Raw genomic sequence first — 24,667 nt, 5'->3', positions numbered from 1 at the left:
CGAGTGCGTCACTCCCCCGTCAGCGCGCGGTACTCGTCGGCCGTGAGCAGCGCCGGCAGGGCGCTGAACTCGACCTTGATCAGCCAGCCCTCGCCCAGCGGATCGCTGTTCACGAGCTCGGGCGCATCCTGAACGGCCTGGTTGGCCTCCACGACGGTGCCGTCGACGGGGGCGAACAGTTCGCCGACCGACTTGGTCGACTCGATCTCGCCGACGACGGTGCCGCCGGAGATCTCGGTGCCGGCGGCCGGCAGGTCGAGGTACACGATGTCGCCGAGGGCGGCGGCGGCGTAGGCGGTGATACCGATGGTGGCCACCGATCCGTCGACCAGCACCCACTCGTGTTCGGCGGTGTAGCGGATCTCTTCGGTCATGTCAGTCCTTCTTCCGGCGGTAGAACGGCAGCGGGGTGGTGCGGTAGGTGAGGCGGGTGCCCCGGATGTCGACGCTCACCGGGGTGCCCGGCTCGGCGAAGCGGGGGTCGACGTAGGCGAGGGCGATCGGATGCCCGAGCGTGGGCGAGAGGGCACCACTGGTGATGGCGCCGATGGGGGCGTCGTCGGCCGTCACGGCCGTGGTGTCGGCCGTGTCGGCGGTGTCGGCGGCCTCGGCGAACACCGGGTAGCCGGCCCGGGCGGCGCGCCGGCCTTCGCCGACGAGACCGACGAGCACCGGGGCATCCGGCGCCGGACCCTCGGCGACGGCGTCCCGGCCCACGAAAGCGGGCTTGGTCAGGGCGGGGACACGGCCGAGACCGGCCTGCTGCGGCAGGGTGTCCCTCCCCAGTTCGTGGCCGTAGAGCGGCATCCCGGCCTCGAGCCGAAGGGTGTCGCGGCTCGCCAGACCGGCGGGCACCAGCTCGTGCGCGGCACCCGCCTCGGCCAGGGCCTCCCACAGCTCGGTCGCCCGCACGGGGTCGATGTAGAGCTCGAAGCCGTCTTCCCCGGTGTAGCCCGTGCGCGCGAGCAGCACGGAGGCGCCCCGGAACTCGGCGGGGATCGAGCGGTAGTACCGCAGCTCTGCCAGCTCCGGAGCCGACAGTCCGGCCGTCGCCTCGAGGATGGCACGCGATCGCGGCCCCTGCACGGCCACCAGTGCGGTCTCGTCGCTGACGTCGCGCAGCTCGAACTCCGAGTCGGCGTCCCGGGCAGCCGAGGCCCGCTCGGTGAGGGCCGCGGCGACGGGCTCGCGGTTCGACGCGTTGGCCACCACCAGGAACGCCTCGTCGCCGGTGCGGTAGACCACCACGTCGTCGATGATCCCGCCCTCGGGCGTCAGCAGCAGCGAGTACTTGGCCTGGCCGAGCTCGATGGCCGACAGCGCGCCGGCGAAGGCGTGGTCGAGAAAGGCGCCGGCTCCGGATCCGCTCACGCGGAACTCGGCCATGTGCGAGAGATCGAACAATCCCGCCGCAGAGCGCACGGCATGATGCTCGGCGAGATCGCTGGAGTAGCGCACCGGCATCTGCCAGCCGGCGAAGTCGGTGAAGCTCGCCCCGGCGGCGACGTGGACGTCGTGCAGAGGGGAGAAGCGAGGGTCAGAGGTCATGAGTTCTCCGTTCGCCGCAGGTGCCGAAGCGCTGCGATGGTCGCCGAGCGCGGTCGCGCTCGAGAGAACTCCCCCTCTGTCATCGTGCCTGAGAGTTTCGCGCCGCCGGACGGGCGGTGCTTTCACCATGGGCGAGCCGCTGTCGAAGCCGCGGCTGCTTTCCAGAGTGGCCAGTTCGATGCGGTACGAGGACCTGAGAGATTATCGGGGAGGATTGCTCCTTCGGTGCCGGCCGGATGCGCGCATCCGCTCGGCTCTCCCGCATCGACCTAGTGGCCGGTGGTATTCAGTTGGAGTCAAGCTGTTCGCACCGAGTGTAGCGCGGCTCAGCCCTGACCGTAGCCGCCGCTCCGGCCACGACGGATGACGAGCAGCACGATCGCGGCGAGGGCACCGAGCCCGGCGATCACGATCAGCACCACGACCGGCCAGGGCAGCGACGAGGCGTCGTCGGTCACCGGGACGGCCGTCTGGGTGGCCGAGACGGGGGCATCCGCGCCCGCGGAGGCGTCGGCCGTCGCGGTGGGGAGCCCGGCAGAGGCCGACGGGCTGGCCACGGGCGTGGGCGCCGGCGTGGTGCCGTCGGGGGCGCCGGCCCAGGCCTCACCGCACACCGGGGCGTCGGTGAGCCCCTCGGCGGCGCCGTCGGCCGAGACCGGTTCGTAGTCGAAATCGTACTGACCCGAGGTCGGATGCCCGTCGGAGGAGACGACCTGCCAGAGCACGACGTAGCCGCCGGCGTCGCCCAGGGCGATCGGGGCCGAGAGTTGCGCACCCGCGAGGCCCACGCATCCGGATTCGTAGTGCAGGCCCTCGGAGTCGATCACCTGGAGGGCGAAGCCGCCGGTGGAGGAGCCCAGTGCGAGCAGGTCGTCGCTGTAGCCGAGGGTGATCGCGCCGGGATCGGTGGTGATCGAGGAGTCCGCGGCCGGATCGGAGCTCTCCAGCCCGTCGTGCGCCGAGGCGGAGGCGGCCGGGCCCGCGAGGGCCAGCGCTCCCGCGGCGATCAGGGTGCCGAGCGCGATGCGGAGGTCAGGGAATCTCACCCTGCCCACGATAACGGCTCCCGGCCTCAGGGAAGCCGGGAGCCGTGTCGCGAAGGGGATGCTCAGCCGCGGCGGACGCGGTACTGGTTCACCAGCGGGCAGTCGAAGGGGTCCGGAGCGGCCAGCCCGACCTTGTTCATGTACGCGATGACCTGCTTGTGCGCTTCCAGAAGCGAGGTCTGCGTGTAGGGGATCTTGTGGGTGGCGCAGTACTCCTCGACGATCGGGCGCACCTTCACCAGGTGCGGCCGCGGCATCGACGGGAAGAGGTGGTGCTCGGTCTGCAGGTCGAGGCCGCCCATGAAGATGGTCATGCCCCAGCCGCCCTTGATGTTGCGGGAGGAGAGCACCTGCTTCGAGAGGAAGTCGACGCGCGAACCGGCGGGGAAGATCGTCATGCCCACGTGGTTGGGGGCGAAGGATGCGCCCATGTAGAGCCCGAACACGGCCAGCTGCACGCCGAGGAAGGCGAAGGCCATTCCGAGGGGCAGGAAGTAGAAGATGATCCCGACGTAGGCGATCAGGCGCACACCGATGAACCAGAGTTCGAACTTGCGGCCCTGGACCGGCCCGGGAGCGAGCAGCGTCTTGAAGGACAGGTAGTGCAGGTTGATGCCCTCGAGCAGCAGCAGCGGGTAGAGCGCCCAACCCTGGCGGCGCACCAGCCAGGCGGCGATTCCACGGGTCTTGGCGGCATCCTCCTCGAGGAAGACGACGGTGTCGGGGTCGATGTCGGGGTCTTTGCCCACCGTGTTCGGGTTGCCGTGGTGGCGGGTGTGCTTGGTCATCCACCAGGTGTAGCTCATGCCCACGAACGCGGTGGCGAGCGTGCGGCCCGCCCGGTCGTTGGCCTTGCCGGACTCGAACACCTGACGGTGCGAGGCCTCGTGCGCCAAGAAGGCGAACTGGGTGAAGATGATGCCGAGCGCACCGGCGATCAGCAGCTGGTACCAGGTGTCGCCCAGCAGCACGAAGCCGACTCCGGCGCCCACAAGGGCGAGCACGAGCACCGAGAACATCACCACGTAGAAGGTGCGACGTTTGCGGAGCAGCCCCATGTCTTTCACGGTGGCCAACAGCTCGGAATAGGCGGCCGTCGGATGCGCGGCGCCGGTCTTTCGAGGGGAGGTGGCGCGAGGGGTGCTGCTGTTCGTGATGCTCACGTGGCCTGCTCACTGGAGTCGTGTTCGACTTCACAGCCGCGGTGCGAGCAATTGCCCTTTTCAGATGTTTTCAACCTACGGGGTGAACCTGCGGATTGCCCCGGGACACGATGAACAGACAGGGTGAATCCGGTTGGGAGCGGGGTGATCGGGGCACGAAAAAACCCGCGCCGCCGAAGCGGACGCGGGTTCTTCGAAGGGGAGAATTACGCGATGGGCGTGATGTTCTCGGCCTGCAGGCCCTTGCGGCCCTGGGTCACGTCGAACTCGACGCGCTGGTTCTCTTCGAGGTTCTTGTAGCCGTTGCCGGTGATGCCGGAGTGGTGGGCGAACACGTCTTCTCCACCGTCATCGGGGGAGATGAAGCCGAAGCCCTTTTCGGAGTTGAACCATTTCACGGTGCCTTGAGGCATTGTTTTCTCTTTTCGAGGTAAGCGGCCCCGCTTGTCGGGGCCTACCGTCGCGGTGTACTTTGTTCCGCTCCTCAGAAAAACAAGCCAGTCCCCTCGATTTCTGCGCCGGCTTGGTGCAGAAATCAATGGGCACAGGCCCTATTCAAGATTCATGGGTAACACAACAACTGGGTCCAGCTTAGCCGGGAGAACGGCCGAGGGCTACAAGTTCGCGCCGGAAGCTTTAGAATTCAAGCTGGTCCGCACTGCGGAGCATCCTGTCCCCGTCGCCTGAAAGGTGCCGATCATCGCCCCGCTGAGCATTCCGAGCCCCGATCCGGCCTTGCAGTCGTTCCCGATCGGACCTCTCACGATCCACATCTACGCCCTGTTCATCCTCGCGGGCATCATCGCGGCGATGTTCATGGTGAACCACCGCCTCACCAAGCGCGGCGGCGAGTCGGGCGTCGTGATCGACGTCGTGCTCTGGGCGGTGCCGCTCGGCATCGTCGGAGCCCGCATCTACCACGTGCTCACCCACGTCGGCGACTACTTCTACCCCGGCGCCGACCTCTGGCGGGTCGTGCAGATCTGGGACGGCGGCAACGCCCTCTACGGCTCGCTGATCGGCGGCGCGATCGGCGCCTACATCGGCTGCCGGTTCGCCGGCATCCGCCTCTGGTCGTTCGCGGATGCGCTCGCTCCGGCGATGCTCGTGGCCCAGGCCATCGGTCGCCTGGGCAACTACTTCAACCACGAGCTGTTCGGCCTGCCGACCACGCTCCCCTGGGGTCTGGAGATCGAGTCGACCAACGCGGCGTTCCCCGCCGGCCTCGCCGAGGGCACGCTGTTCCACCCGCTGTTCCTCTACGAGATCATCTGGAACCTCGTGGGCGTGGCCCTCCTGCTGCTGATCGAACGCCGTTTCCAGCTGCGCTGGGGCAAGATGTTCGCGCTCTACCTCGTCTGGTACGGCCTGGGCCGCAGCTGGCTCGAGGCGATCCGCATCGACCCCACGAGCGACACCTTCCTCGGCATCCCGGCCAACGTGTGGACCTCGTTCCTCGCGATCGCCCTGGGCATCGTGCTGTTCCTCGTGCAGTCCCGCCGACACCCGGGCCTCGAGCCCTCGATCTACCTGCCGGGCCGTGGTCCGAAGCCCGAGGTCACGTCCGAGGAGGAGGCCGCCGAGGCCGACTCCCGGTGGAGCGACGACGAGCTGTCGAAGCCGGCTCCGGCCGAGACCGACGCCGAGGTCGAGGCGCCCGTCAAGTCCTAGTCAGGCCACCAGCTCGCGCACTTCCTTCGGGAGGTGCTCGAGCCGGCGGCGGTCGCGGATGGCGACGAACCCCACGCAGATCACCCAGACCAGCCACGGGAACGTGGCCAGCATAGCGGTGGCCGCTCCCCCGGCGGCGAAGAACGAGTCGGGGCTGGTGCCGCCGAACATGGTCGGCACCGAGAGCAGGTTCAAGCCGGCGACCGCGTAGGCGATGTAGCCGGTCCAGCGCGGCAGAGCATCCGAGGCCAAGGTCAGGTACGCGGCCGATCCGGCCACCAGCGCGTTCAAGGTGCAGCCGATCGAGCCGAACATCAGGGTGTGCCCCACGGTGAGCGCCCGCAGGGACGAGGCATCCGGGGTCAGGCCCATCGTGTCCAGCGCGGTGCCGCCCTCCATGGCGTCGCCGACGAGGGTGACCGCGATGAACAGCAGGCCCGATCCGTACATGATGTTCGCCACCCACTGCAGATCGGGGCGGGTGTGCGTGATGAGCTGCCGGAAACCCGAGATGAACACGATCAGCGCGCCCATCAGGAAGGTGTCGATCAGGATGGTGAACAGCGTCTGATTGGCGGTGGCCGCCATGAACTCCTTGAGGGCCTCGCTGTCGTCCAGGGCCGGGCGGGCGCCGACGAGGAACACCTGCACCAGGAACTCCGCCCCCATCAGCAGACCCACGGCGATGGCGGAGACGCCGGTCCAGAGACGCACGTCGGGATTCAGGCGCCCGTTCTTGACGACCGTGATCATGTTCAAAGCGGGTCCTCGTTCTCGCTGTGCCGGCCGCCCACCCGGCGGCCGGTGGTTCGAGGGTACCGTTCCCGCGGTCAGGTCGTAGGGAAGCCGTGGAAGAGCCCGGCCGGGTCGAACCGGCGGATGAGTTCCCTGATGCGCGCCCAGTCGTCGGGACGGAAGCACCCTTCGATGCGCTCCGGATGCGTGCGGATGTCGGCCTCGCTGAGGAAGTGGCCGGTGGCGGTGGGCAGCAGCGCGGCCGCGACCTCGTCGAGCCAGGCGCGGTTGACGCCGTCGTCGGCCGGATCGTCCCAGACGACGTAGACGATGAAGAGGGTGGTGTCGTGCAGGCCGTACGCGGCCTCCCCGGGGGTGAGCAGCCGGGCGCCGGCGCCGTTGGCGGGCATGCCGGCGAGCACGTAGCTGCGGCCGCACGGGGCTGACCGCATCACGGCGGTGAGGGGCTTCGTCGCCTCGGCGAGGTCGCCGGCGAACCAGAAGGTGTCGGCGAGGTAGCGGGCGCCGCGGGGGTAGGTGGCGTCGACGGGCACGTGCAGTTCGCTGAGGCGCGCGGGGGTGGGCGGGAGGTGGTCGAGCACGGTGACGGCTGCGGATGACGGAACCGCGCCGTCGACCCCGTCCGACACCACCGTCGGGCCGTCGCCGAGCGGCGCGAGGGCTGCCCGCGCCTCCTCGTCGTCGGCGGCGAACACGGTGGCGGCCACGCCCACCACGAGCGGATGCGGGTCGTCGGCGCCCAGCCCGCCCGGCCGCTGCGAGCCCGCCGTCACCAGCGACACTTCGACGTTCGCCGGGAGGTCGGGCGAGGCGTCGGTGATCCAGCGGGTGACCGCGGCGAGGTCGTCGAGCGGGAATTGCCACGTGGTCACCCGGATGGCACCCGGCAACGGTCGGAGCTCGAGTTCGATGCTCGTGACGATGCCGGGGAAGCCGGGACCGCTCCCCCGTGCGAGCCAGAACAGGTCGGGGTTCTCGGTGACGGATGCGGTGCACACCTCGCCGTCGGCGGTCACGATCCGCATGCTCTTGACGGAGAAGGCGGAGGGCTTCCAGTGACCCCAGTCGACGCCCAGCCCACCGCCGAGCAGAAACCCGCCGATGCCCGGATCGCCGCAGTGGCCGACCGGGAACGCGAAGCCCGCCGCCTCCAGCAGCGGCGAGATCTGCGCGCCGCGAGCGGCCGGGCCGACCACCGCGGTCATGCTCTCAGGGTGCAGCTCGATGCCGTCGAGCCCACCCAGATCGATTAGGATGCCACCGTCGCGCACGCTGCTGGCCACCCAGCTGTGGCCGCCGGAGCGCACGGCGATCCGCTGTCCGGCCGCGGCGGCCTGCCGCACCGCCTCGACGACCTCGGCCTCGGTGCGCGGCCGCACCACGGCATCCGGTCGCACCCCGGGGTCGACGGCGTTGAAGGCGCCCTCGAGCACGGCTGCCTCGAAGTCCGCGTCGTGGCGGCTGGTGGTGTGCGGGGCGCTCTGGCGTGTCGACATGGCGCCAGCCTAGGGGCGGCCACCGTCACCGCCTCGACCCCTTTCGGGGCCGAGAACACCGTCGGCGTCGTCGATGGAGACTTCTGCACAATCGCGCGCGACCACCATTTCTTCACAGATCCGGAGACGGTGCGGAAGACGTCGGGCGAGACCCGCAGGATCGCCTCATGGGAATCCGTTACTTCGCACGTCCGATCCACGCCGACGACATCGAGCTCGCCAGAACAGATCTCGATGCCTACTTCCGCAGCGACCGCTCGCATCAGTTCGTCTGCCACCAGGAGCCTCGACCGCCGATCCTCGATCTCGACAAGTGCTGGCGCGACCTGCAGGCGCTCTTCTGGTCGCCACCGGATCAGCCCCCTCGACCCGCTGCCTCCCTGGTAGAGGGCGACGTGAAGAATGCCTGTTGCGGGTGGGAGGCGCACCGCCAAGTGCTCGACCCGGAGACCGTCCGGGCGATCGCCGACGATCTCGACAGCGCCGACTTCCCGCACGGGCTCGGAGGCGGATCTGCGGAGTCGGGTTCAGGCGACCGTCACCTCGACGAGATGCTCGCCCGCGCCCGCGCGTTCACCCGCGAAGTGGCAGACCGGGGGTGGGGCATGTACTACTCGATCGGGTGACGCATCTCGAGCGGTCGGCGACTGCCCCGCAGGAGCAGCAGCGAGTGTGGGTCAGTCGGCTTCGGAGCGGCGCAGCACGGTGCCGACGAGCAGGAGGAAGGCGCCGAGGCCGGCGGCGAAGGCGCTCACGCCGTAGGCGAGCACGGAGGTCATGAGGGAGGTGCGCAGGGAGGCCGCGGTCGAGAGGGCGGCGCTCTGCTTGCGCAGCTCGGCCGCCTCGTCGCTCTTCGCGTCGACGCCGCGGAGAGCCGTGCTGATGTCGGCGAAGGTGCGCCCGCCCGCGCCGCGCTCCGCGTTGCTCTTGATCACGAGCGCTTCCACGTACGCGGTCGCCGGACCCTGGACGGTCTTGCCGCCGAACGCCGGAGCGTTCCCGGGAACCTCGATCTTCTCCGCCTGCAACTGCTTCGTCACCGTGAACCACGCCCCGGCCCCCGCGGCCACGAACAGCGACCCCGCGGCGATCGAAAGGCCGCCGACGGTCCGCAGAGCGGAGGCACTGGATGATGTCGACATGGAAGATCCTTTCGGCCCCGCGGGAGACCTACCCGGTCGGGTCAGTTGTGGAAGCGGAACTCGACCAGATTACGTCAGCCTCAGGCGTTACGACTCGAGGCTGGGCTACCAGAGCTCCTCGGCCTCGAGGGTCAGATCGATCGTCTGGCGCAGGAGACCCCCCAGCGATGTCGACCTCAACAGTGTGTACCTGTCGTACTCGCCCAGCGGGGCGATCGCCGCCAGTTGCCACGCGGCTGCGACGGGATCCTCCGACAACTCGATGCCGGCGTCCGAGTCCGGCTCCGCCCCGCGGGCCATCAAGCGGCGGACAACCGCTTCGGCCTCGGCCAGCAGGGGTGCGAGCGGTTCAGACCACTCCAGATCCGGCAGTATCGAGATCTCGGCCCGGGGATACGGGTCCTCGTCGACCCAGCGTTCGACCGTGAACCGCCGGGTCCCCACGCCGACGATCAGCAGGTCTTCGGCGCCCGCGGCGGCGCTCACGAGACGCGCCATCGTCCCGAGCGAGGCGCGCTGGTCGCCACCCCCGGCTTCGGGTCCGCGCTCGATGAGGACGACGCCGAACTCGAACCCCGGTTCGTCCTCGTCGAGCAGTCGCCCGACCATCGTGAGATACCGAGGCTCGAAGACCCGCAGCGGGATGGGCGCGTGGGGGAACAGAACCGATCCGAGCGGGAACATCGGCGAGATGGGCATACCCCAGTGAAGCACCGCCGACATAAGGTGAACAGGTGCCCCGACCGCGCCCGGAGACCCCAGGACCAGGACAGGAGTCTGTGTGGGACTACCCGAGGCCGCCGCGCGTCGAGCGCGTCACCGCGCCGATCACGATCCGCCTGGGCGGGCAGCTCATCGTCGAGACCCGAGACGCCGTTCGGGTGCTCGAGACCAGCCATCCGCCGGTCTACTACCTCCCGATAGCCGACTTCGCGACCGGCTCGCTGGTCGACGCCGATGGTTCGTCGTTCTGCGAGTTCAAGGGCTCCGCACGCTATCTCGACGTGCGCGGCGGAGGCGAGGTACGGTCTGCGTGCGCGTGGAACTACCCGCATCCGTCGCCGGGGTTCGAACCGCTCCGAGACCGCGTCGCCGTCTACGCGCAGCAGATGGACGAGTGCACCGTCGACGGCGAGGTCGTCACGCCGCAGCCCGGAGGTTTCTACGGGGGCTGGATCACGAGGGCCATCGTCGGGCCCTTCAAGGGCATACCCGGCTCACAGGGCTGGTGATCGCCCCGGCGGTGGGCTAGTTGTTGAAGCGGAACTCGACCACGTCGCCGTCTTGCATGACGTAGTCCTTGCCCTCGATGCGGGCCTTGCCCTTGGCGCGGGCCTCGGCGATCGAGCCGGTCTCCACCAGGTCGTCGAACGAGATGATCTCGGCCTTGATGAAGCCCTTCTGGAAGTCGGTGTGGATCACGCCGGCCGCCTGCGGGGCGGTCCAGCCCTTGCCGATCGTCCAGGCGCGCGACTCCTTGGGGCCCGCGGTGAGGTAGGTCTGCAGGCCGAGGGTGTCGAAGCCGATGCGGGCGAGCTGGTCGAGACCGCTCTCCTCCTGGCCGGTCGACGCCAGCAGCTCGGCAGCGTCGTCGGGCTCGAGGTCGATCAGTTCCGACTCGAGCTTGGCGTCGAGGAAGATCGCCTGGGCGGGCGCTACCAACGCGGCCAGAGCATCCTTGCGGGCGGCGTCGTTCAGGATCTCCTCGTCGACGTTGAACACGTAGATGAACGGCTTCGAGGTGAGCAGACCCAGCTCGCGGATGGGCTCGAGGTCGATCGACGAGGTCGACAGCGGCTTGCCGGTGTCGAGGTACTCGCGGGCCTCCTTGGCGGTGGCCAGCACGATCGGCTCGAGCTTCTTGCCCTTGACCTCCTTCTCGTAGCGGGCTTCCGCCTTCTCGAGGGTCTGCAGGTCGGCGAGCACGAGCTCGGTGTTGATGGTCTCCATGTCGCTGGCGGCGTCGACCTTGCCGTCGACGTGCACGACATCCGAGTCGGTGAAGCCACGGATGACCTGCGCGATCGCATCCGCCTCCCGGATGTTCGCGAGGAACTTGTTGCCGAGCCCCTCGCCCTCGCTCGCGCCGCGCACGATGCCCGCGATGTCGACGAAGGAGACCGGCGCCGCCAGGATCTTCTCACTGCCGAAGATCTCGGCGAGCTTAGTGAGCCGCGGGTCGGGCAGGTTCACCACACCCACGTTGGGCTCGATGGTGGCGAACGGGTAGTTCGCCGCCAGAACCTGGTTCTTGGTGAGGGCGTTGAACAGGGTGGACTTGCCCACGTTGGGGAGTCCGACGATCGCGATAGTAAGAGCCACGGTCGTCCATCCTAGCTTCCGGAGCGCCGGGCCCCGGATGCCGCGACCGCGCCGCCCCGAGTCAGGGCAGTGTGTGGCCGGCGGCGGTGAACAGCCGGTACCACTGCTCGCGCGTGAGCTCGACGTCGGAACCGGCCGCGGCGTCGGCGACCCGGCCGGGCGTCGTGGTGCCCAGCACGACCTGCATGCGGGCCGGGTGCCGCGTGATCCACGCCACCGCGATCCCGGTCGGGGTCACGCCGTACTGCTCCGCCAGCGCGTCGATCGCGTCGTTCAGCTCGGCGTAGTGCTCCCGGTCGCCCAGGAATACGCCGTCGAAGAAGCCCTTCTGGAACGGCGACCAGGTCTGCAGCGTGATGTCGTTCAGGCGGGCGTGGTCGAGGATGCCGTTGTCGCGGTCGATCGACTGGTCGAGCCCCACCATGTTGGCCGCCACGCCCTGCGCGATCAGCGGCGCGTGCGTGATGCTCAGCTGCACCTGGTTCACCACGAGGGGCTGCTGCACGTTCTTCTTCAGCAGCTCGATCTGGCCCGGCGTGTGGTTCGACACCCCGAAGTGCCGCACTTTTCCGGATGCCTGCAGCTGGTCGAAGGCCGCGGCCACCTCCTCGGGCTCGACGAGGGTGTCGGGCCGGTGCAGGAGGAGCAGGTCGAGGTACTCCGAGCGCAGCGCCGCGAGCGATTCGTCGACGGTGCGCAGGATGTGCTCCTTCGAGAAGTCGAAGTAGCCCTCGCGGATGCCGACCTTGCTCTGGATGATCACCTGCTCCCGCTCGGCCGCGCTGAACCGCACCGCGTCGCCGAACCGCTGCTCGCAGCCGTGCCGGCCCTCGCCGTAGATGTCGGCGTGGTCGAACACGGTGACACCCGCATCCCGGGCCGTGCCGACCAGGGTGCGGATCTCCTCGTCCGAGAGCGGGGTGATGCGCATCAGGCCGAGCACCACGGAGGATGCGGACAGACCGGTGCCGTGCAGGGTGACGTTCTTCACGGGGTGCCGGTCAGTTCTGCGGGAAGCCGAGGTTGATGCCACCGTGCGAGGGGTCGAGCCAGCGCGAGGTGACGGCCTTCTCCTGCGTGAAGAAGCGGAAGCCGGCGAGGCCGTACGCCTTCGAGTCGCCGAAGATCGAGTCCTTCACGCCACCGAACGAGTGGTACGCGACCGGCACCGGGATGGGCACGTTGATGCCGATCATCCCGACCTCGACCTCGTTCTGGAAGCGGCGGGCCGCTCCCCCGTCGTTCGTGAAGATCGCCGTGCCGTTGCCGTAGGCGCCGTTGTTGATGAGGTCGACGCCCTCTTCGTAGGACTGCACGCGCACCACCGAGAGCACCGGGCCGAAGATCTCGTCGAGGTAGGCCTTGGAGGTGATGGGCACCTGGTCGAGCAGGGTCGGGCCGAGCCAGAAGCCCTCGGCCGCACCATCCACCTCGATGCCGCGCCCGTCGACCACCACGGTCGCGCCGTCGGATGCGGCGACGTCGATGTACGACGCCACCTTGTCGCGGTGCACCTCGGTGATGAGCGGGCCCATGTCGCAGCTGCGGCGGCCGTCGCCGGTCTTCAGGCCCGCCATCCGCTCCTGGATCTTCGCCACCAGCTCGTCGGCGATCGGCTCCACCGCCACGAGCACCGAGATGGCCATGCAGCGTTCGCCGGCCGATCCGAAGCCCGCGTTGATGGCGGCGTCGGCGGCCAGGTCGAGGTCGGCATCCGGAAGCACCAGCATGTGGTTCTTCGCGCCGCCGAGGGCCTGCACGCGCTTGCCGTTGCGGGCCGCGGTCTCGTAGATGTACTGGGCGATCGGGGTCGAGCCGACGAAGGAGATGCTCTTCACGTCGCGGTGGTTCAGCAGGCCGTCGACGGCCTCCTTGTCGCCGTGCAGCACGTTGAACACGCCGTCGGGCAGACCCGCCTCCTTGAACAGGGCGGCCAGCCAGTTGGCGGCGCTCGGGTCTTTCTCGCTGGGCTTCAGCACGACCGTGTTGCCCGCGGCGATGGCGATCGGGAAGAACCACATCGGCACCATGGCCGGGAAGTTGAAGGGGCTGATGATGCCCACCACGCCGAGCGGCTGCTTGAGCGAGTAGACGTCGACACCGGTGGAGACGTTCTCGGAGTACTCGCCCTTCAGCAGGTGCGGGAACCCGGTGGCCAGCTCGACGACCTCGAGGCCGCGGGTGATCTCGCCCGCCGCATCCGACAGCACCTTGCCGTGCTCGCTGGTGAGGATCTCGGCCAGCTCGCCCTTGCGCGAGTTCAGCAGCTCGCGGAAGGCGAACAGCACCTGCTGCCGCTTCGTGATGCTGGTGTCGCGCCACGCGGGGAAGGCGGCCTTCGCGGCCGCGACGGCGGCATCGATCTCGGCGCCGTTCGCGAGCGCCACGCTCTTGGACTGCGTGCCGAGCGCGGGGTCGAACACGGGGGCGGTGCGGCCGCTGGTGCTGACGGATTCGGCTCCGGCGATCCAGTGGTTCACGACGGGAAGGGTTTCTGACATGGTTCCTGACCTCTTCGTACGGGATGCAGTTGTGCAGCCAGCCTAGATCGTCCGGGCCGGGCGCGCCGAGCGACTTGGAGCCGGTGTCGGTGGCGGATGACACACTGTTCGCATGGATGCTCTGCTCCCTCTTCTGATCGGTCTCGTGCTCGGCCTCGCCCTCGGCGTGGCCGGGGGTGTGCTGCTGGTCCGCGCCCGGCACGGCTCGTCCGGCGGGGCAGGCGGTGCGGATGCCGGCACCACCGCTTCCGCACTGGAGGCGGCGCTGGCCGAACGCACGGCCGATCTCGGCGTGGTGCGCTCCCGGGTCGAAACCCTGGTCGACGAGCGGGCCTCGTTGCAGTCGCAGCTCGCCGCCGTCGAGGCCACGGCCGCCGGGCTCCGCGAGCAGGCGGCCGCCGCCGCGGTGGTGCACCGCGAGCAGGCCGCCCTGGCCCGGGAGCAGGCCGAGGCCGCCGCGGCGTCGCACCGGGATCAGAGCATCACGGCGCGCGAGCAGTTCGACAAGCAGTTCGCCGTGGCCAGGGAGCAGTCCCGCGAGCAGCTCGCCCAGCTCGACGAGACCTACCGCGCCCAGATCGCCACCCTGCAGGAGCGCATCGCCGACCTGCAGGGTCAGCTGACGTCGATCGCCGAGGCCGAGAAGGCGCGGAAGGCCGAAGACAGCCAGGTGCTGGTCGCCCTGAGCCCCGTGCAGGAGAGCCTCAAGGCGGTGCAGGCGAAGGTGGTCGAGCTCGAGACGCAGCGCCAGCAGCAGTACGGGGAGCTCTCGGAGCAGCTGAGGTCGGCCACCGAGTCGGAGGAGCGACTGCGCTCCACGGCGGAGTCACTGGCCTCGGCGCTGCGCTCGAACAGCACGCGCGGCGTCTGGGGCGAGACCCAGCTGCGCAGTGTGGTCGAAGCGGCCGGGCTGATCGAGCGCGTCGACTTCGACGTGCAGACCTCGATCGTGAGCGACTCCGGCGCGGGCCGCCCCGACATGGTGGTGCACCTGCCCGGCGGCAAGAACATCGCGGTCGACGCGAAGGTGCCGTTCGACGCCTACCTCGAGGCCTCCGCCATCCAGGCCTCGGCCACCGGCGTCGAGGGCGAGCACCGCACGCAGCTGATGAAGAAGCACGTGAAGGCGCTGCGCGACCACATCACCGCGCTCGGCACGAAGGGCTACTGGAACGGGCTCGAAGCCTCCCCCGAGCTCGTGATCGCGTTCATCCCGAGCGAGTCGCTGGTGTCGAGCGCGCTCGAGGCCGATCCCTCGATCATGGAGTTCGCCTTCGGCAAGCGCGTGGCACTGGCCTCGCCGGTCACCCTGTGGTCGGTGCTGAAGACGGTGGCGTTCAGCTGGCAGCAAGACGTGCTCACGCAGGAGGCGCGCCAGCTGTTCGACCTGAGCCAACAGCTGTACACACGCCTCGGCAAGACGGCCACGCACATCGACAAGCTGGGCCGCACGATCGACCGCACGGTGAAGGACTACAACTCCTTCATCGGCTCGTTCGAGCGCCAGGTGTTCCCCACGGCCCGCAAGCTCGGCGCCCTCTCCAGCGAGAGCCTGTTCCCCGAACTCGGCACCCTGGAGGAGACCCCGCGCGAGATCGCGGCCCACGAGCTCCTGGCCCAGCTGGAGTCCGACTCGGCCCCGGCCCCGGCCCCGGCCTCCGCCGACTCCGAAGATGCCGCGCAGAGCACTGCCGAGGGCGACTCCGACGATGCCGCCCAGAGGGCTGCCACGGCCGAACGCGGTCGAGCCGAGAGCGAGACCCCCGCCTCCGCAGGTCGCGAGGGAGACGCAGCGAAGCCCGAGCAGCCATCCGCGCCGATTCTGATCTCGTTGGCTCCCCCGCTCGAGCACGACGACGACGAGGAGACCGACGCCGAGCGCGAGGCCGCCGTCGAGCGCGCCGTAGCCGAACTCGACGCGCTGGGTGGCGCAGCCCGCCGAGACGCCCGCTACCTCGAGTCGGAGCAGGCCCGCACCATCGAATTGGAACTCAACCTCGACGACGACGAGCCCACCGGCACCACCCCCCGCTGACCGCAATCCCCCCGCCACCGGCGCCGACCCGTCACCTAGTCCCGCTTCGGCATCCCGATAACGGCACCAAGTGACGGCTCGGCGTGCCTGGGGCAAGGGGTGAGAACACCTCCACCCCACCTCCCCCACCGAGAAAGGGCCGGCGGGAGTCGGTTGTCGCTCGCCGCCGCCTTTGGGCGCAGCCCAACCCCTAGGCGGAGAGCGACAACCGACTCCCGCCGGCCCGCTTCAGCCCCCTACAGCCACTTCTCCGCCAGGTGATCCGCCTCGATGCGACGGATCGTGCCCGAGTGCGAGCGCAGCACGATCGACTCGGTGCGGATGATGGGGCCGAGGCGCTTGACGCCGGCCACGAGGCCGCCGTCGGTCACGCCGGTCGCGACGAAGAAGGTGTTGTCGCCCGAGACCAGGTCGTCGGCCTCGTAGAGCTTGTCGATGTCGAGCCCTGCGTCGATGCCCTTCTGGCGCTCATCGTCGTCCTTCGGGGCGAGGCGGGTCTGGATGAAGCCGCCGAGCGCCTTGATGGCGCAGGCCGTGGCCACGCCCTCGGGGCTGCCGCCGATGCCCACGCACATGTCGATGCGGGTGCCGTAGCGGGCGGCGTTGATGCCGCCGGCCACGTCGCCGTCGAGCATCAGGCGGGTACCGGCACCCGCGGCCCGGATCTCGTCGATCAGCTGCTGGTGGCGCGGGCGGTCGAGCACGGCCACGCGAATGTCGCCGACGTTCTTGCCCTTGGCCTTGGCGAGGGCCCGGATGTTGTCGCCGATCGGCCGGTCGATGTCGATCACGCCGATGCCGTCGGCATCCGTCACGATCTTGTTCATGTAGAACACCGAGGAGGCGTCGAGCATCGTGCCGCGGTCGGAGGCCGCGAGCATGGAGATGGCGTTCTGACGGCCGGCGGCGGTGAGCGAGGTTCCGTCGATCGGGTCGACCGCGATGTCGCAGGCGGGGCCGCGGCCCGTGCCGACCTCTTCGCCGTTGAAGAGCATGGGCGCCTCATCCTTCTCGCCCTCGCCGATGACGATCACGCCGGCGAAGTCGACGGTGCCGAGGAAGGCGCGCATCGCGTCGACGGCCGCACCGTCGGCGGCGTTCTTGTCGCCCTTGCCGATGAACGGCTGCGCCCGGATGGCCGCCGCCTCGGTGGCACGCACCAACTCCAGGGCGAGGTTGCGGTCGGGGTGTTCGTACAGGTGAGCGCTGTCGGCGTTCATGGCGAGGTGAGTTCCTTCCGGGGACGACCGGAGCACGACGACACAGTCCTGCCCCGAGTGGGGGCGGAGACGCCTCCCGCTGCGCTTGCCAGCCTATCGGGCGGATGCACAGGGCGCCGCCGGGCATCCTTCACTCCCCCGACGACGCCGCTGGCTAGACTTCTCGTGAACGGCACCGGCCGGCGCGCCAGGATCGCGCCCACCAAAGGAGATGACATGCCCATTGCAACCCCCGATCAGTACGCAGAGATGCTCGACAAGGCCAAGGCCGGCGGCTTCGCGTACCCCGCCGTCAACGTGTCGTCGTCGCAGACGCTGAACGCGGTGCTGCAGGGTCTGGCCGAGGCCGGATCCGACGGGATCATCCAGGTCACCACCGGCGGCGCCGACTATTTCGCCGGCCAGACCGTCAAGGCCCGCGCCACCGGCGCACTCGCGTTCGCCGCGTTCGCCCACGAGGTGGCCAAGAACTACCCGATCACCGTCGCGCTGCACACCGACCACTGCCCCGAGCCGGCTCTCGCCGACTTCGTGATGCCGCTGATCGAGGCCTCCGAGGCCGAGGTCAAGGCCGGCCGCAACCCGATCTTCCAGTCGCACATGTGGGACGGCTCGGCCATCCCGCTCACCGACAACCTGCGCATCGCGGAAGACATGCTGAAGCGCACCAAGGCCATCAACGCCATCCTCGAGGTCGAGATCGGCGTCGTCGGCGGCGAGGAAGACGGCGTCAGCCACGACATCAACGAGCACCTGTACACCACGCTCGACGACGCGATCGCGACCGTCGAGGCGCTCGGCCTCGGCGAGAACGGCCGCTACATGGCCGCACTCACCTTCGGCAACGTGCACGGCGTCTACAAGCCCGGCAACGTGAAGCTGAAGCCCGAGCTGCTGAAGGAGATCCAGGACGGCCTGAGCGCCAAGTACGGCCACGGCCCGAAGCCGCTCGACCTCGTCTTCCACGGCGGATCGGGTTCGTCCGACGCCGAGATCGCCGAGGCGGTCGCCAACGGCGTCATCAAGATGAACATCGACACCGACACCCAGTACGCGTTCACCCGCTCGATCGCCGGCACGATGTTCACCAACTACGAGGGTGTGCTGAAGGTCGACGGCGAGGTCGGCAACAAGAAGCAGTACGACCCCCGCGCCTGGGGCAAGGTCGCCGAGACGGCGATGGCCGCCCGCGTGGTCGAAGCCACCCAGCAGCTCGGATCGGCCGGCCACTCCGGCAAGTAGTCCCGGGCAGCACGCACCACGCTGCACCGAGCCGAGAGGCTCCCGGCCGCGCCCTCGATCCGCAGGGCGCGGCCACCCGAACACCGGCCGCCGGATTGCACCACGAGTCCGGCGGCCACCCGATGAAGAGGATGCGTCACCCCGCGTGAGCGACGAACGACCGAAGCCCAAGTACGGAGAACTCGCGCCCGAGGGATGGGTCTGGCAACCGCCGAAAGATGCCGTTCCCGAGGTCGGGACGCCTGCGGCCCCCGCAGCTCAGACGCCGCCCGCCGCCCCGGTGGTTCCGAGCACGCGTCCGGTCGATGCCGGCGTTCCCGGATCGGCGAACGTCGCCCCGGGCGCGGTGCCCGCCCGCCGCGGCGACCGCATCGCCACCCTCATCCTGCTCGCCGCGGGCCTGCTGGCCACCGTCAACATGGTGACCAGCTTCCTCACCCTGCCCTCGGTGATGCAACAGTTCATGGATCTGCAGGGCATCGCGGGCGTCTACTCCGGCGACGCCACCGCGTCTTCGGCGGGGGCCGTGGGAGCGGCCGTGCTGCTCGCCGTCTACGCCCTCACCGCGCTCGTGTCGGTGCAACGTCTGCGCGCTGGCAAACTCACGTTCTTCGTGCCGATCATCGGCGCCGTCCTCGGCCTCCTGATCAACATCGTGGTCGTCGTGGTCGCCCTGCTGGCCGACCCAAGCATCCTGGCGGCGATGCAGCCGTAGCGGGCCATGGTTCAGCCAGACATCGGAGCGGCGTCGGCGTCGGCATTAATGAGTTATGCTCGGTAAATGCCTTCCCGACTTTACTCCGCGTGTCTTCTGGTCGCAGTGGCCATCTCGCTGTCTGCCTGCACCGTCGGCCAGACCGCGACCATTTCGTCACCCGCCGGCGTGCCGGATACGGCCACGCCCGTTCCCGATTCAATCCCGGCCACGACGCCCGCCGCCGATCCCACATCGACGGACGTATTCCAGGTGAAGATCGGCGACTGTCTCAACGATCTCGACTCCCTGATGGTGTCTGAGGTTCCAATCGTCGGCTGCGCCGCACCCCACGACCTCGAGGTGTTCGACGAGTTCTCCGTGACGGATGCGAGCTGGGATCCGGTCGCGCTCGGCAACGAAGCCGATGACGGATGCACGCAACGGTTCGCGGACTTCATCGGGCTCCCCTACGAACAATCGTCGCTCGACGTGACGAGCTACAAGCCCACCGCCACGTCCTGGGCAACGGGTGATCGACTGATCTCGTGCATGGTCGGTGATTCGAGCGCGCAGACGACCGGCACGCTCCGCGGTACCGCGAGGTGACACAGCCATGGCCGTCGTGAGGTGGCATCGGTGAACATCGTCGATCTGTCGGAGCTCCGGCATCGCCGTCGCCTCTGGGAGCAGGCGTTCCGCAGCCCCCTCACGGTCTGGTGCCTTCGAGCCGTCGTCGCCCTGGGGGCGATCATGCTCGCCACCACGCTCCCGCCGTCAGCCTCACGGGCGTACCTGGCGCTCGCTGTCGGCATCGCAGGCATTCTGGCGCTCGAGGTAGCAAGACAGCTCGCTCAGCGTCGCCGAGGCCGTCGTCTGCGCCGGTTCGCCGCATCGAACGGGCTTTCCTACACCTCTCAGGCCTTGTGGAGCACGCCGAGCGCCCTGATCGAACGCGCGGCGAACTGCCGGGTCTCAGACGAGTTCCGGAGCACCGCCGCCGGGTCGGTCACCCGGATCGGAACACTGACGTTCGAGACCGAGCGTGCCAGCACGCTGGTGACCGAGAACTGGGGCTACATCTCCCTCTCGGTGCCTGGCGACGAACTGCCGCACGTCGTCCTCGTCTCACGCGACCCGCGAGGGCGGAGCCTGCCCGCCGCCCTCGACCGCAATCAGATACTCACGCTGGAGGGAGACTTTTGGCGGTCCTTCGACGTCTACTGCGGAAAGGAGGACCGACTCGACGCGCTGTATCTCCTTACCCCGGATCTGATGGCACGTCTGGCCGACGACGCCGGGTACTCGAGCGTGGAGTTCGGAGACAATTACGTCACGATCCTCACTCCCGGCCGGTTCGATCCCGACGACCCGGAGCACTGGGAGAAATGCCTGCGGTTGTCATCTTCTATCGGAACCCACAGTCTCATGCGGGCACGCCGGCTGAATCGCGTGGACGCATCAGGCGACGTGCGGCGGTTGGCTGACGCTCCAGCGAAGGAGCGCTCGAGCAGACTCTCCCTCTCGATCGGACGCTCCAACAGATCGACCGAGATCGTCGGGCTCGCCTGCACCCTCGCGGTCGCCGCAATCTTCCTCTGGACCTGGCTGCATTGAGCTGCCGCGACGAGCCGTGGCGAGTCGAGGAGTGCTGGCCGCCTCAAGAGCGGTGGCGGCCGCCGAGGGCGCGGGTGTCCTTCTTGCCGGAGGTGTCGCGGCGCAGCTCTTTCGGCAGCGAGAAGACGAGGTCTTCCTCGGCCGTCTGCACGGTCTCGATGTCGCCGTAGCCGGCGCCCGCGAGGTCGTCGAGCAGCTCCTGCACGAGCACCTCGGGAACGGATGCCCCGGAGGTGACGCCGACCGTCTCGACACCGTCGAGCCACTCCTGCTTCACCTCGTGCGCGTAGTCGACCCGGTAGGCCGCCTTGGCGCCGTATTCGAGCGCGACCTCGACCAGGCGCACCGAGTTCGAGGAGTTCGCCGAACCGACGACGATCACCAGGTCGGCGCCCTGCGCCACCTTCTTGATGGCCACCTGGCGGTTCTGGGTGGCGTAGCAGATGTCGTCCGACGGCGGATCCTGCAGGTTCGGGAACTTCTCCCGCAGGCGCCGCACCGTCTCCATCGTCTCGTCGACGGAGAGCGTGGTCTGCGAGAGCCACACCACCTTGTCGGGGTCTTTCACCTCGATGTCGTCCACAGCATCCGGGCTGCCGACCAGGGTGATGTGCTCGGGGGCCTCGCCCGCCGTGCCCTCGACCTCTTCGTGGCCCTCGTGGCCGATCAGCAGGATCTCGAAGTCGTCGCGCGCGAAGCGCACGGCCTCGCGGTGCACCTTGGTGACCAGCGGGCAGGTGGCGTCGATGGCCTGGAGGCCACGATCAGCCGCGCCCTGCACGACCGCCGGCGAGACACCGTGGGCGGAGAAGACGACGTGGGAACCCTCGGGCACCTCGTCGACCTCCTCGACGAAGATGGCTCCGCGCTTCTCGAGCGTGGAGACCACGTGCACGTTGTGCACGATCTGCTTGCGCACGTAGACGGGGGCGCCGTAGTTCTCGAGCGCCTTCTCGACGGCCACGACCGCACGGTCGACGCCGGCGCAATAGCCGCGGGGGGCGGCGAGCAGCACTCGCTTGTGCCCGGCCACCGGGTTGTCTTTCAGACGGTTGCGGATGCCGGGGATCCTCGGCATCGGCAGGCTGATGGTCGTCGCGTTGCTCACCCACAGATTCTACGTCGCCCAGCCTGAGTGACGGCGGCGTGTGGAAAGGTGGACCGCGTGACCGACGCATCCCCCTCCCCCGCCTCCACCGGTCCCGCCGCGCCCGCGGGGCCGCCGACCGCCGAGAATCCGTGGCCCGTCGGCGAGCTCGCCGAGAAGATCCGCGGCTACATCGAGCGCCTCGGCACCGCGTGGGTGGAGGGCGAGATCACCCAGTGGGGCGTCTCGGGCGGCAACGTGTACGGCAAGCTGAAAGACCTGAACGGCCAGGCCACCATCAGTTTCACCATCTGGTCGTCGGTGAAGGCGCGCATCCCGGCCGACCTCAAGCAGGGCGACCGGGTGATCGCGCTGATCAAGCCCAATTACTGGGTACGCGGCGGCACGCTCACCATGCAGGTGTACGAGATGCGGCACGTCGGGCTCGGCGATCTGCTCGAGCGCCTCGAGCGGCTACGGGCACAGCTCGCCGCCGAGGGGCTGTTCGACGCCTCGCGCAAGAAGCCGCTGCCCTTCCTGCCGGGCGGTGTCGGCCTCATCACCGGCAAAGACAGCGACGCCGAGAAAGACGTGCTGCGCAACGCCCAGCTGCGCTGGCCCTCGGTGCGGTTCCGGGTCGTCCACGCCGCCGTTCAGGGCGACCGCACACCGCGCGAGGTCGTGGCGGCGCTCGAGACGCTCGACGCCGATCCCGAGATCGACGTCATCATCATCGCCCGCGGCGGCGGCGACTTCCAGAACCTGCTCGGCTTCAGCGACGAGGCGGTCGTGCGCGCCGTGGCCGCCGCCCGCACCCCGGTGGTGAGCGCGATCGGGCACGAGGCCGACCGGCCGCTGCTGGATTCGGTCGCCGACCTGCGCGCCTCGACGCCGACGGATGCCGCCAAGCGCGTCGTTCCCGACGTCACGGAGGAGCTGGCCCGCGTCGACCAGGCGCGCACGCGCATCCGGGGCCGGATGGGGTCGATCGTGTCGGTCGAGATCGACCGGCTCGGGCAGATCCGGAGCCGCCCGGCACTGGCCTCGCCGGGCTGGATCATCGACTCGCGGTCGGAGGAGCTGACCCGTTTCGTGGCCCGCGGCTCGGAACTGGTCTCCCGGGTGATCGAGCGCGAGGGCAACTCGGTGCGCGAGCTCGCCGGGCACCTCCGCGCACTGTCGCCCCAGCGCACGCTCGACCGCGGGTACGCCATCGTGCAGGCCGCCTCCGGCCCGGGCGCCGGCCACATCGTGCGGGATGCGACGGAAGCGCCGGCCGGGGTGCGCCTCACCGTCACCGTGGCGGAGGGCGCTCTGGATGCGGTGTCGGAGGGGCCGCATGCCGACGGCAGACCGGGCCGCGCAGCCGGATCAACCCCCTTGCGATGATCGATAGGATTGACACCATGGCCTCCTCGCCCGCATCCGACGCGCAGCCCGCCGACGTCCGGCCCTCCGACGTCCAGGCGCTGAGCTACGAACAGGCGCGCGACGAACTGATCCGCGTGGTGAGCGAGCTCGAGCAGGGTTCCGCCACGCTCGAGCAGTCGCTCGGCCTCTGGGAGCGCGGCGAGGCCCTCGCGGCCCGCTGCGAGCAGTGGCTTCTCGGCGCCCGGGAGCGCCTCGACGCGGCCCGCCAGTCCACGGCAGCGGCGGAGTAGCGCGCCGATGGCCAAGAACGCGCAGCCCGCGGTCGTCGCCGAACTCGGCCGGCCCGAGACTCCGGAGGAGACCGCCGCCCGCAAGGCGGAGCAGTCGCGGCTGTACCGCGACCGCAAGACGCTGCGCAACCTCATCTACGCCGTGCTCGTCTCGGTGGGGCTGGTGATCGCGATCGTGTTCCTGGTGCCGCGCACCCAGACCTCGCTCCTGCAGCCGGTCGACTACCAGCAGGTCGCCGTGCAGGCGCAGTCGTCGATGCCGGTGCCGCTGACCGTGCCCGCGCTGCCCGAGGGGTGGTCCTCCAACGCGGCCGAGCTGCGCTCCGGCGGCGCCGACGACATCCGCTCCTGGTACATCGGGTTGATCTCGCCGAAGAACCAGTACGTGGGCGTGACCCAGGCCGTCGACGCCAACCCCACCTGGCTCGCCGAGCAGGTCGCCCGCGGCGACTCCGTCGGTACCGTGATGCTCGACGGCGTCGAGTGGACCGCCTACGACAACCGCAGCACCGGCACCGACGTGGGCAACGTGGCCTACGCGCTGGTGACCGAGGCGGGCCGCTCCACCTTCGTCGTGTTCGGCACCGCCGACGTCGACGAGATCAGCACCGTGGCCTCCGCGGTGAGCCGGGACGTGCTCGCGCAGCCCTCGGCCGACGAGACGGGCTCGGACATGGGTATGGGTACGGAATCAGGATCGGATTCGGAAGAAGGAGTGCAGTGAGCACCGAGGTCACGACGCCGGAGCGGGTGTGGGCCACCATGCAGCGCGGCAACGAGCGTTTCATCGCCGGAGCCCCCAAGCATCCGCGGCAGGACGCGGAGACCCGCGCCGAGCTCGCGCACCTGCAGACACCGCGCGCGGCGCTGTTCGGCTGCAGCGACTCCCGGCTGGCCGCCGAGATCATCTTCGACCTCGGCCTCGGCGACCTGTTCGTGGTGCGCAACGCCGGGCAGGTCATCTCCGATTCGGTCATCGGCAGTCTCGAGTACGCGGTCGAGGTTCTCGGCGTCGCGCTGATCGTCGTGCTCGGCCACGACGAGTGCGGTGCCGTGCGCGCGGCCATCGACTCGCAGCTGCCGGATGCGGCCCCGCTGCCCGGCCACATCCGCACCCTTGTGGAGCAGATCGTGCCGGCCATCGCCAAGGTCCCCGCCGAGCGCGACGATGCGGGTGCCCTGCTGAGCGCTCCGGATGCCGGCGAGGTCGGTCGCACCCACCTGCGCGACACGGTCGGCGAGCTGCTGCGCACGTCGGAGATCATCACCGCGGCGGTCGCGGACGGTAGATTGGCTGTTGTCGGCGCGAACTACCGTCTGGCCGAGGGCCGCGCCGTGGCCGATGTCGTCATCGGCGAGATCTGACCGTCCTCGGGCGTCGAACCAGCCGCACCCCGAACACTTTCCGAACACCCTCACGAGAAGAACGCCGTCGCGGCCGTGCGCCGCGGGCAGAACGAAAGGAC

General features: G+C 69.4%; 26 protein-coding genes and 2 riboswitches. Of the genes, 12 read left to right on the top strand and 14 right to left on the bottom strand.

All coding sequences use genetic code 11. The features are described from left to right. Positions 1 to 8 precede the first annotated feature (8 nt). The 5 genes from gcvH to ACN4JJ_RS17650 form a co-directional block, all read right to left on the bottom strand. Positions 9 to 374, bottom strand: a complete 366-nt coding sequence (gcvH, locus tag ACN4JJ_RS17670) for a glycine cleavage system protein GcvH (RefSeq protein ID WP_440711210.1) — start codon at positions 372 to 374, stop codon at positions 9 to 11. Between the two features lies 1 nt (position 375). Beyond that, positions 376 to 1,548: a glycine cleavage system aminomethyltransferase GcvT gene (gcvT, locus tag ACN4JJ_RS17665; protein ID WP_440711209.1), complete on the bottom strand. Its 1,173-nt coding sequence runs from the start codon at positions 1,546 to 1,548 to the stop codon at positions 376 to 378. 69 nt (positions 1,549 to 1,617) lie between these two features. After that, a riboswitch (glycine riboswitch) is annotated at positions 1,618 to 1,718 on the bottom strand. 1 nt (position 1,719) lies between these two features. Further along, positions 1,720 to 1,820: riboswitch (glycine riboswitch) on the bottom strand. 54 nt (positions 1,821 to 1,874) lie between these two features. Then, positions 1,875 to 2,594 carry a copper resistance CopC family protein gene (locus tag ACN4JJ_RS17660; protein ID WP_440711208.1) on the bottom strand — a complete coding sequence of 240 codons (720 nt, stop codon included), beginning with the start codon at positions 2,592 to 2,594 and terminating at the stop codon, positions 1,875 to 1,877. A 62-nt stretch (positions 2,595 to 2,656) separates the two neighbouring features. Further along, a complete protein-coding gene (locus ACN4JJ_RS17655; RefSeq protein ID WP_440711258.1) occupies positions 2,657 to 3,751 on the bottom strand; it encodes a fatty acid desaturase family protein in 1,095 nt (364 codons plus the stop codon). A gap of 212 nt (positions 3,752 to 3,963) precedes the next feature. Further along, positions 3,964 to 4,170 carry a cold-shock protein gene (locus ACN4JJ_RS17650; RefSeq protein ID WP_137836421.1) on the bottom strand — a complete coding sequence of 69 codons (207 nt, stop codon included), beginning with the start codon at positions 4,168 to 4,170 and terminating at the stop codon, positions 3,964 to 3,966. 283 nt (positions 4,171 to 4,453) lie between these two features. Between ACN4JJ_RS17650 and lgt the strand changes: the two genes are divergently transcribed. Continuing rightward, positions 4,454 to 5,428, top strand: a complete 975-nt coding sequence (lgt, locus tag ACN4JJ_RS17645; RefSeq protein ID WP_440711257.1) for a prolipoprotein diacylglyceryl transferase — start codon at positions 4,454 to 4,456, stop codon at positions 5,426 to 5,428. On the opposite strand, the gene ACN4JJ_RS17640 is transcribed toward lgt, so the two are convergent. Together ACN4JJ_RS17640 and ACN4JJ_RS17635 are read right to left on the bottom strand one after the other, a co-directional pair. After that, positions 5,429 to 6,181, bottom strand: coding sequence for a hypothetical protein (locus tag ACN4JJ_RS17640; protein WP_440711207.1), 753 nt, complete (start codon positions 6,179 to 6,181; stop codon positions 5,429 to 5,431). Positions 6,182 to 6,258: 77 nt separating this feature from the next. After that, positions 6,259 to 7,680, bottom strand: coding sequence for an FAD-binding oxidoreductase (locus tag ACN4JJ_RS17635; protein WP_440711206.1), 1,422 nt, complete (start codon positions 7,678 to 7,680; stop codon positions 6,259 to 6,261). A gap of 167 nt (positions 7,681 to 7,847) precedes the next feature. Here ACN4JJ_RS17635 and ACN4JJ_RS17630 point away from each other — a divergent pair, with 167 nt between their 5' ends. Further along, entirely contained in the window at positions 7,848 to 8,306 is a 459-nt protein-coding gene (locus ACN4JJ_RS17630) for a hypothetical protein (protein ID WP_440711205.1), read from the top strand. A 51-nt stretch (positions 8,307 to 8,357) separates the two neighbouring features. On the opposite strand, the gene ACN4JJ_RS17625 is transcribed toward ACN4JJ_RS17630, so the two are convergent. Together ACN4JJ_RS17625 and ACN4JJ_RS17620 are read right to left on the bottom strand one after the other, a co-directional pair. Then, the gene (locus tag ACN4JJ_RS17625) at positions 8,358 to 8,822 is read right to left on the bottom strand and encodes an aromatic ring-opening dioxygenase LigA (RefSeq protein ID WP_440711204.1); all 465 of its coding nucleotides are present in this window, start codon (positions 8,820 to 8,822) and stop codon (positions 8,358 to 8,360) included. 105 nt (positions 8,823 to 8,927) lie between these two features. Further along, positions 8,928 to 9,521, bottom strand: coding sequence for an LON peptidase substrate-binding domain-containing protein (locus tag ACN4JJ_RS17620; RefSeq protein WP_440711203.1), 594 nt, complete (start codon positions 9,519 to 9,521; stop codon positions 8,928 to 8,930). A gap of 80 nt (positions 9,522 to 9,601) precedes the next feature. Between ACN4JJ_RS17620 and ACN4JJ_RS17615 the strand changes: the two genes are divergently transcribed. Continuing rightward, positions 9,602 to 10,054 carry a DUF427 domain-containing protein gene (locus ACN4JJ_RS17615; protein WP_440711202.1) on the top strand — a complete coding sequence of 151 codons (453 nt, stop codon included), beginning with the start codon at positions 9,602 to 9,604 and terminating at the stop codon, positions 10,052 to 10,054. Positions 10,055 to 10,070: 16 nt separating this feature from the next. Here ACN4JJ_RS17615 and ychF read toward each other — a convergent pair whose 3' ends face one another. The 3 genes from ychF to ACN4JJ_RS17600 form a co-directional block, all read right to left on the bottom strand. Next, entirely contained in the window at positions 10,071 to 11,144 is a 1,074-nt protein-coding gene (gene ychF, locus ACN4JJ_RS17610; protein ID WP_440711201.1) for a redox-regulated ATPase YchF, read from the bottom strand. Between the two features lie 61 nt (positions 11,145 to 11,205). Continuing rightward, complete coding sequence (locus tag ACN4JJ_RS17605) at positions 11,206 to 12,135, bottom strand: aldo/keto reductase (protein WP_440711200.1); 930 nt, start codon at positions 12,133 to 12,135, stop codon at positions 11,206 to 11,208. A gap of 10 nt (positions 12,136 to 12,145) precedes the next feature. Beyond that, the gene (locus ACN4JJ_RS17600; protein ID WP_440711199.1) at positions 12,146 to 13,645 is read right to left on the bottom strand and encodes a CoA-acylating methylmalonate-semialdehyde dehydrogenase; all 1,500 of its coding nucleotides are present in this window, start codon (positions 13,643 to 13,645) and stop codon (positions 12,146 to 12,148) included. A gap of 112 nt (positions 13,646 to 13,757) precedes the next feature. On the opposite strand from ACN4JJ_RS17600, the gene ACN4JJ_RS17595 reads away from it, so the two are divergent. Continuing rightward, positions 13,758 to 15,680: a DNA recombination protein RmuC gene (locus ACN4JJ_RS17595; RefSeq protein WP_440711198.1), complete on the top strand. Its 1,923-nt coding sequence runs from the start codon at positions 13,758 to 13,760 to the stop codon at positions 15,678 to 15,680. Positions 15,681 to 15,916: 236 nt separating this feature from the next. Here the strand turns inward: ACN4JJ_RS17595 and glpX are convergent, their stop codons facing one another. Next, positions 15,917 to 16,900, bottom strand: a complete 984-nt coding sequence (gene glpX / locus ACN4JJ_RS17590) for a class II fructose-bisphosphatase (RefSeq protein ID WP_440711197.1) — start codon at positions 16,898 to 16,900, stop codon at positions 15,917 to 15,919. Between the two features lie 216 nt (positions 16,901 to 17,116). Here glpX and fbaA point away from each other — a divergent pair, with 216 nt between their 5' ends. The 4 genes from fbaA (at position 17,117) to ACN4JJ_RS17570 (ending at position 20,453) form a co-directional block, all read left to right on the top strand. Then, positions 17,117 to 18,142, top strand: a complete 1,026-nt coding sequence (gene fbaA / locus ACN4JJ_RS17585; protein ID WP_440711196.1) for a class II fructose-bisphosphate aldolase — start codon at positions 17,117 to 17,119, stop codon at positions 18,140 to 18,142. A gap of 145 nt (positions 18,143 to 18,287) precedes the next feature. Beyond that, positions 18,288 to 18,857: a DUF6264 family protein gene (locus ACN4JJ_RS17580; protein ID WP_440711195.1), complete on the top strand. Its 570-nt coding sequence runs from the start codon at positions 18,288 to 18,290 to the stop codon at positions 18,855 to 18,857. A gap of 105 nt (positions 18,858 to 18,962) precedes the next feature. After that, the gene (locus ACN4JJ_RS17575; RefSeq protein WP_440711194.1) at positions 18,963 to 19,445 is read left to right on the top strand and encodes a septum formation family protein; all 483 of its coding nucleotides are present in this window, start codon (positions 18,963 to 18,965) and stop codon (positions 19,443 to 19,445) included. Positions 19,446 to 19,475: 30 nt separating this feature from the next. After that, complete coding sequence (locus tag ACN4JJ_RS17570; protein WP_440711193.1) at positions 19,476 to 20,453, top strand: hypothetical protein; 978 nt, start codon at positions 19,476 to 19,478, stop codon at positions 20,451 to 20,453. Between the two features lie 43 nt (positions 20,454 to 20,496). Here ACN4JJ_RS17570 and ACN4JJ_RS17565 read toward each other — a convergent pair whose 3' ends face one another. Beyond that, positions 20,497 to 21,531, bottom strand: a complete 1,035-nt coding sequence (locus tag ACN4JJ_RS17565; RefSeq protein WP_440711256.1) for a 4-hydroxy-3-methylbut-2-enyl diphosphate reductase — start codon at positions 21,529 to 21,531, stop codon at positions 20,497 to 20,499. Between the two features lie 87 nt (positions 21,532 to 21,618). On the opposite strand from ACN4JJ_RS17565, the gene xseA reads away from it, so the two are divergent. The 4 genes from xseA to ACN4JJ_RS17545 are packed head-to-tail and all read left to right on the top strand — an operon-like array spanning position 21,619 to position 24,566. After that, a complete protein-coding gene (xseA, locus tag ACN4JJ_RS17560; RefSeq protein WP_440711192.1) occupies positions 21,619 to 22,929 on the top strand; it encodes an exodeoxyribonuclease VII large subunit in 1,311 nt (436 codons plus the stop codon). Between the two features lie 17 nt (positions 22,930 to 22,946). Next, the gene (locus tag ACN4JJ_RS17555; RefSeq protein ID WP_440711191.1) at positions 22,947 to 23,201 is read left to right on the top strand and encodes an exodeoxyribonuclease VII small subunit; all 255 of its coding nucleotides are present in this window, start codon (positions 22,947 to 22,949) and stop codon (positions 23,199 to 23,201) included. A 7-nt stretch (positions 23,202 to 23,208) separates the two neighbouring features. Next, positions 23,209 to 23,925, top strand: a complete 717-nt coding sequence (locus ACN4JJ_RS17550) for a DUF4245 domain-containing protein (protein WP_440711190.1) — start codon at positions 23,209 to 23,211, stop codon at positions 23,923 to 23,925. A gap of 38 nt (positions 23,926 to 23,963) precedes the next feature. Beyond that, positions 23,964 to 24,566 carry a carbonic anhydrase gene (locus ACN4JJ_RS17545; RefSeq protein ID WP_440711255.1) on the top strand — a complete coding sequence of 201 codons (603 nt, stop codon included), beginning with the start codon at positions 23,964 to 23,966 and terminating at the stop codon, positions 24,564 to 24,566. The last annotated feature ends 101 nt before the right edge of the window (positions 24,567 to 24,667 follow it).

This window comes from Herbiconiux dendrobii, assembly GCF_052048175.1.
Classification (GTDB): domain Bacteria; phylum Actinomycetota; class Actinomycetes; order Actinomycetales; family Microbacteriaceae; genus Herbiconiux.
The sequence above is the reverse complement of the archived record's forward strand: the minus strand, read 5'-3'. Positions and strand labels throughout refer to the sequence as shown.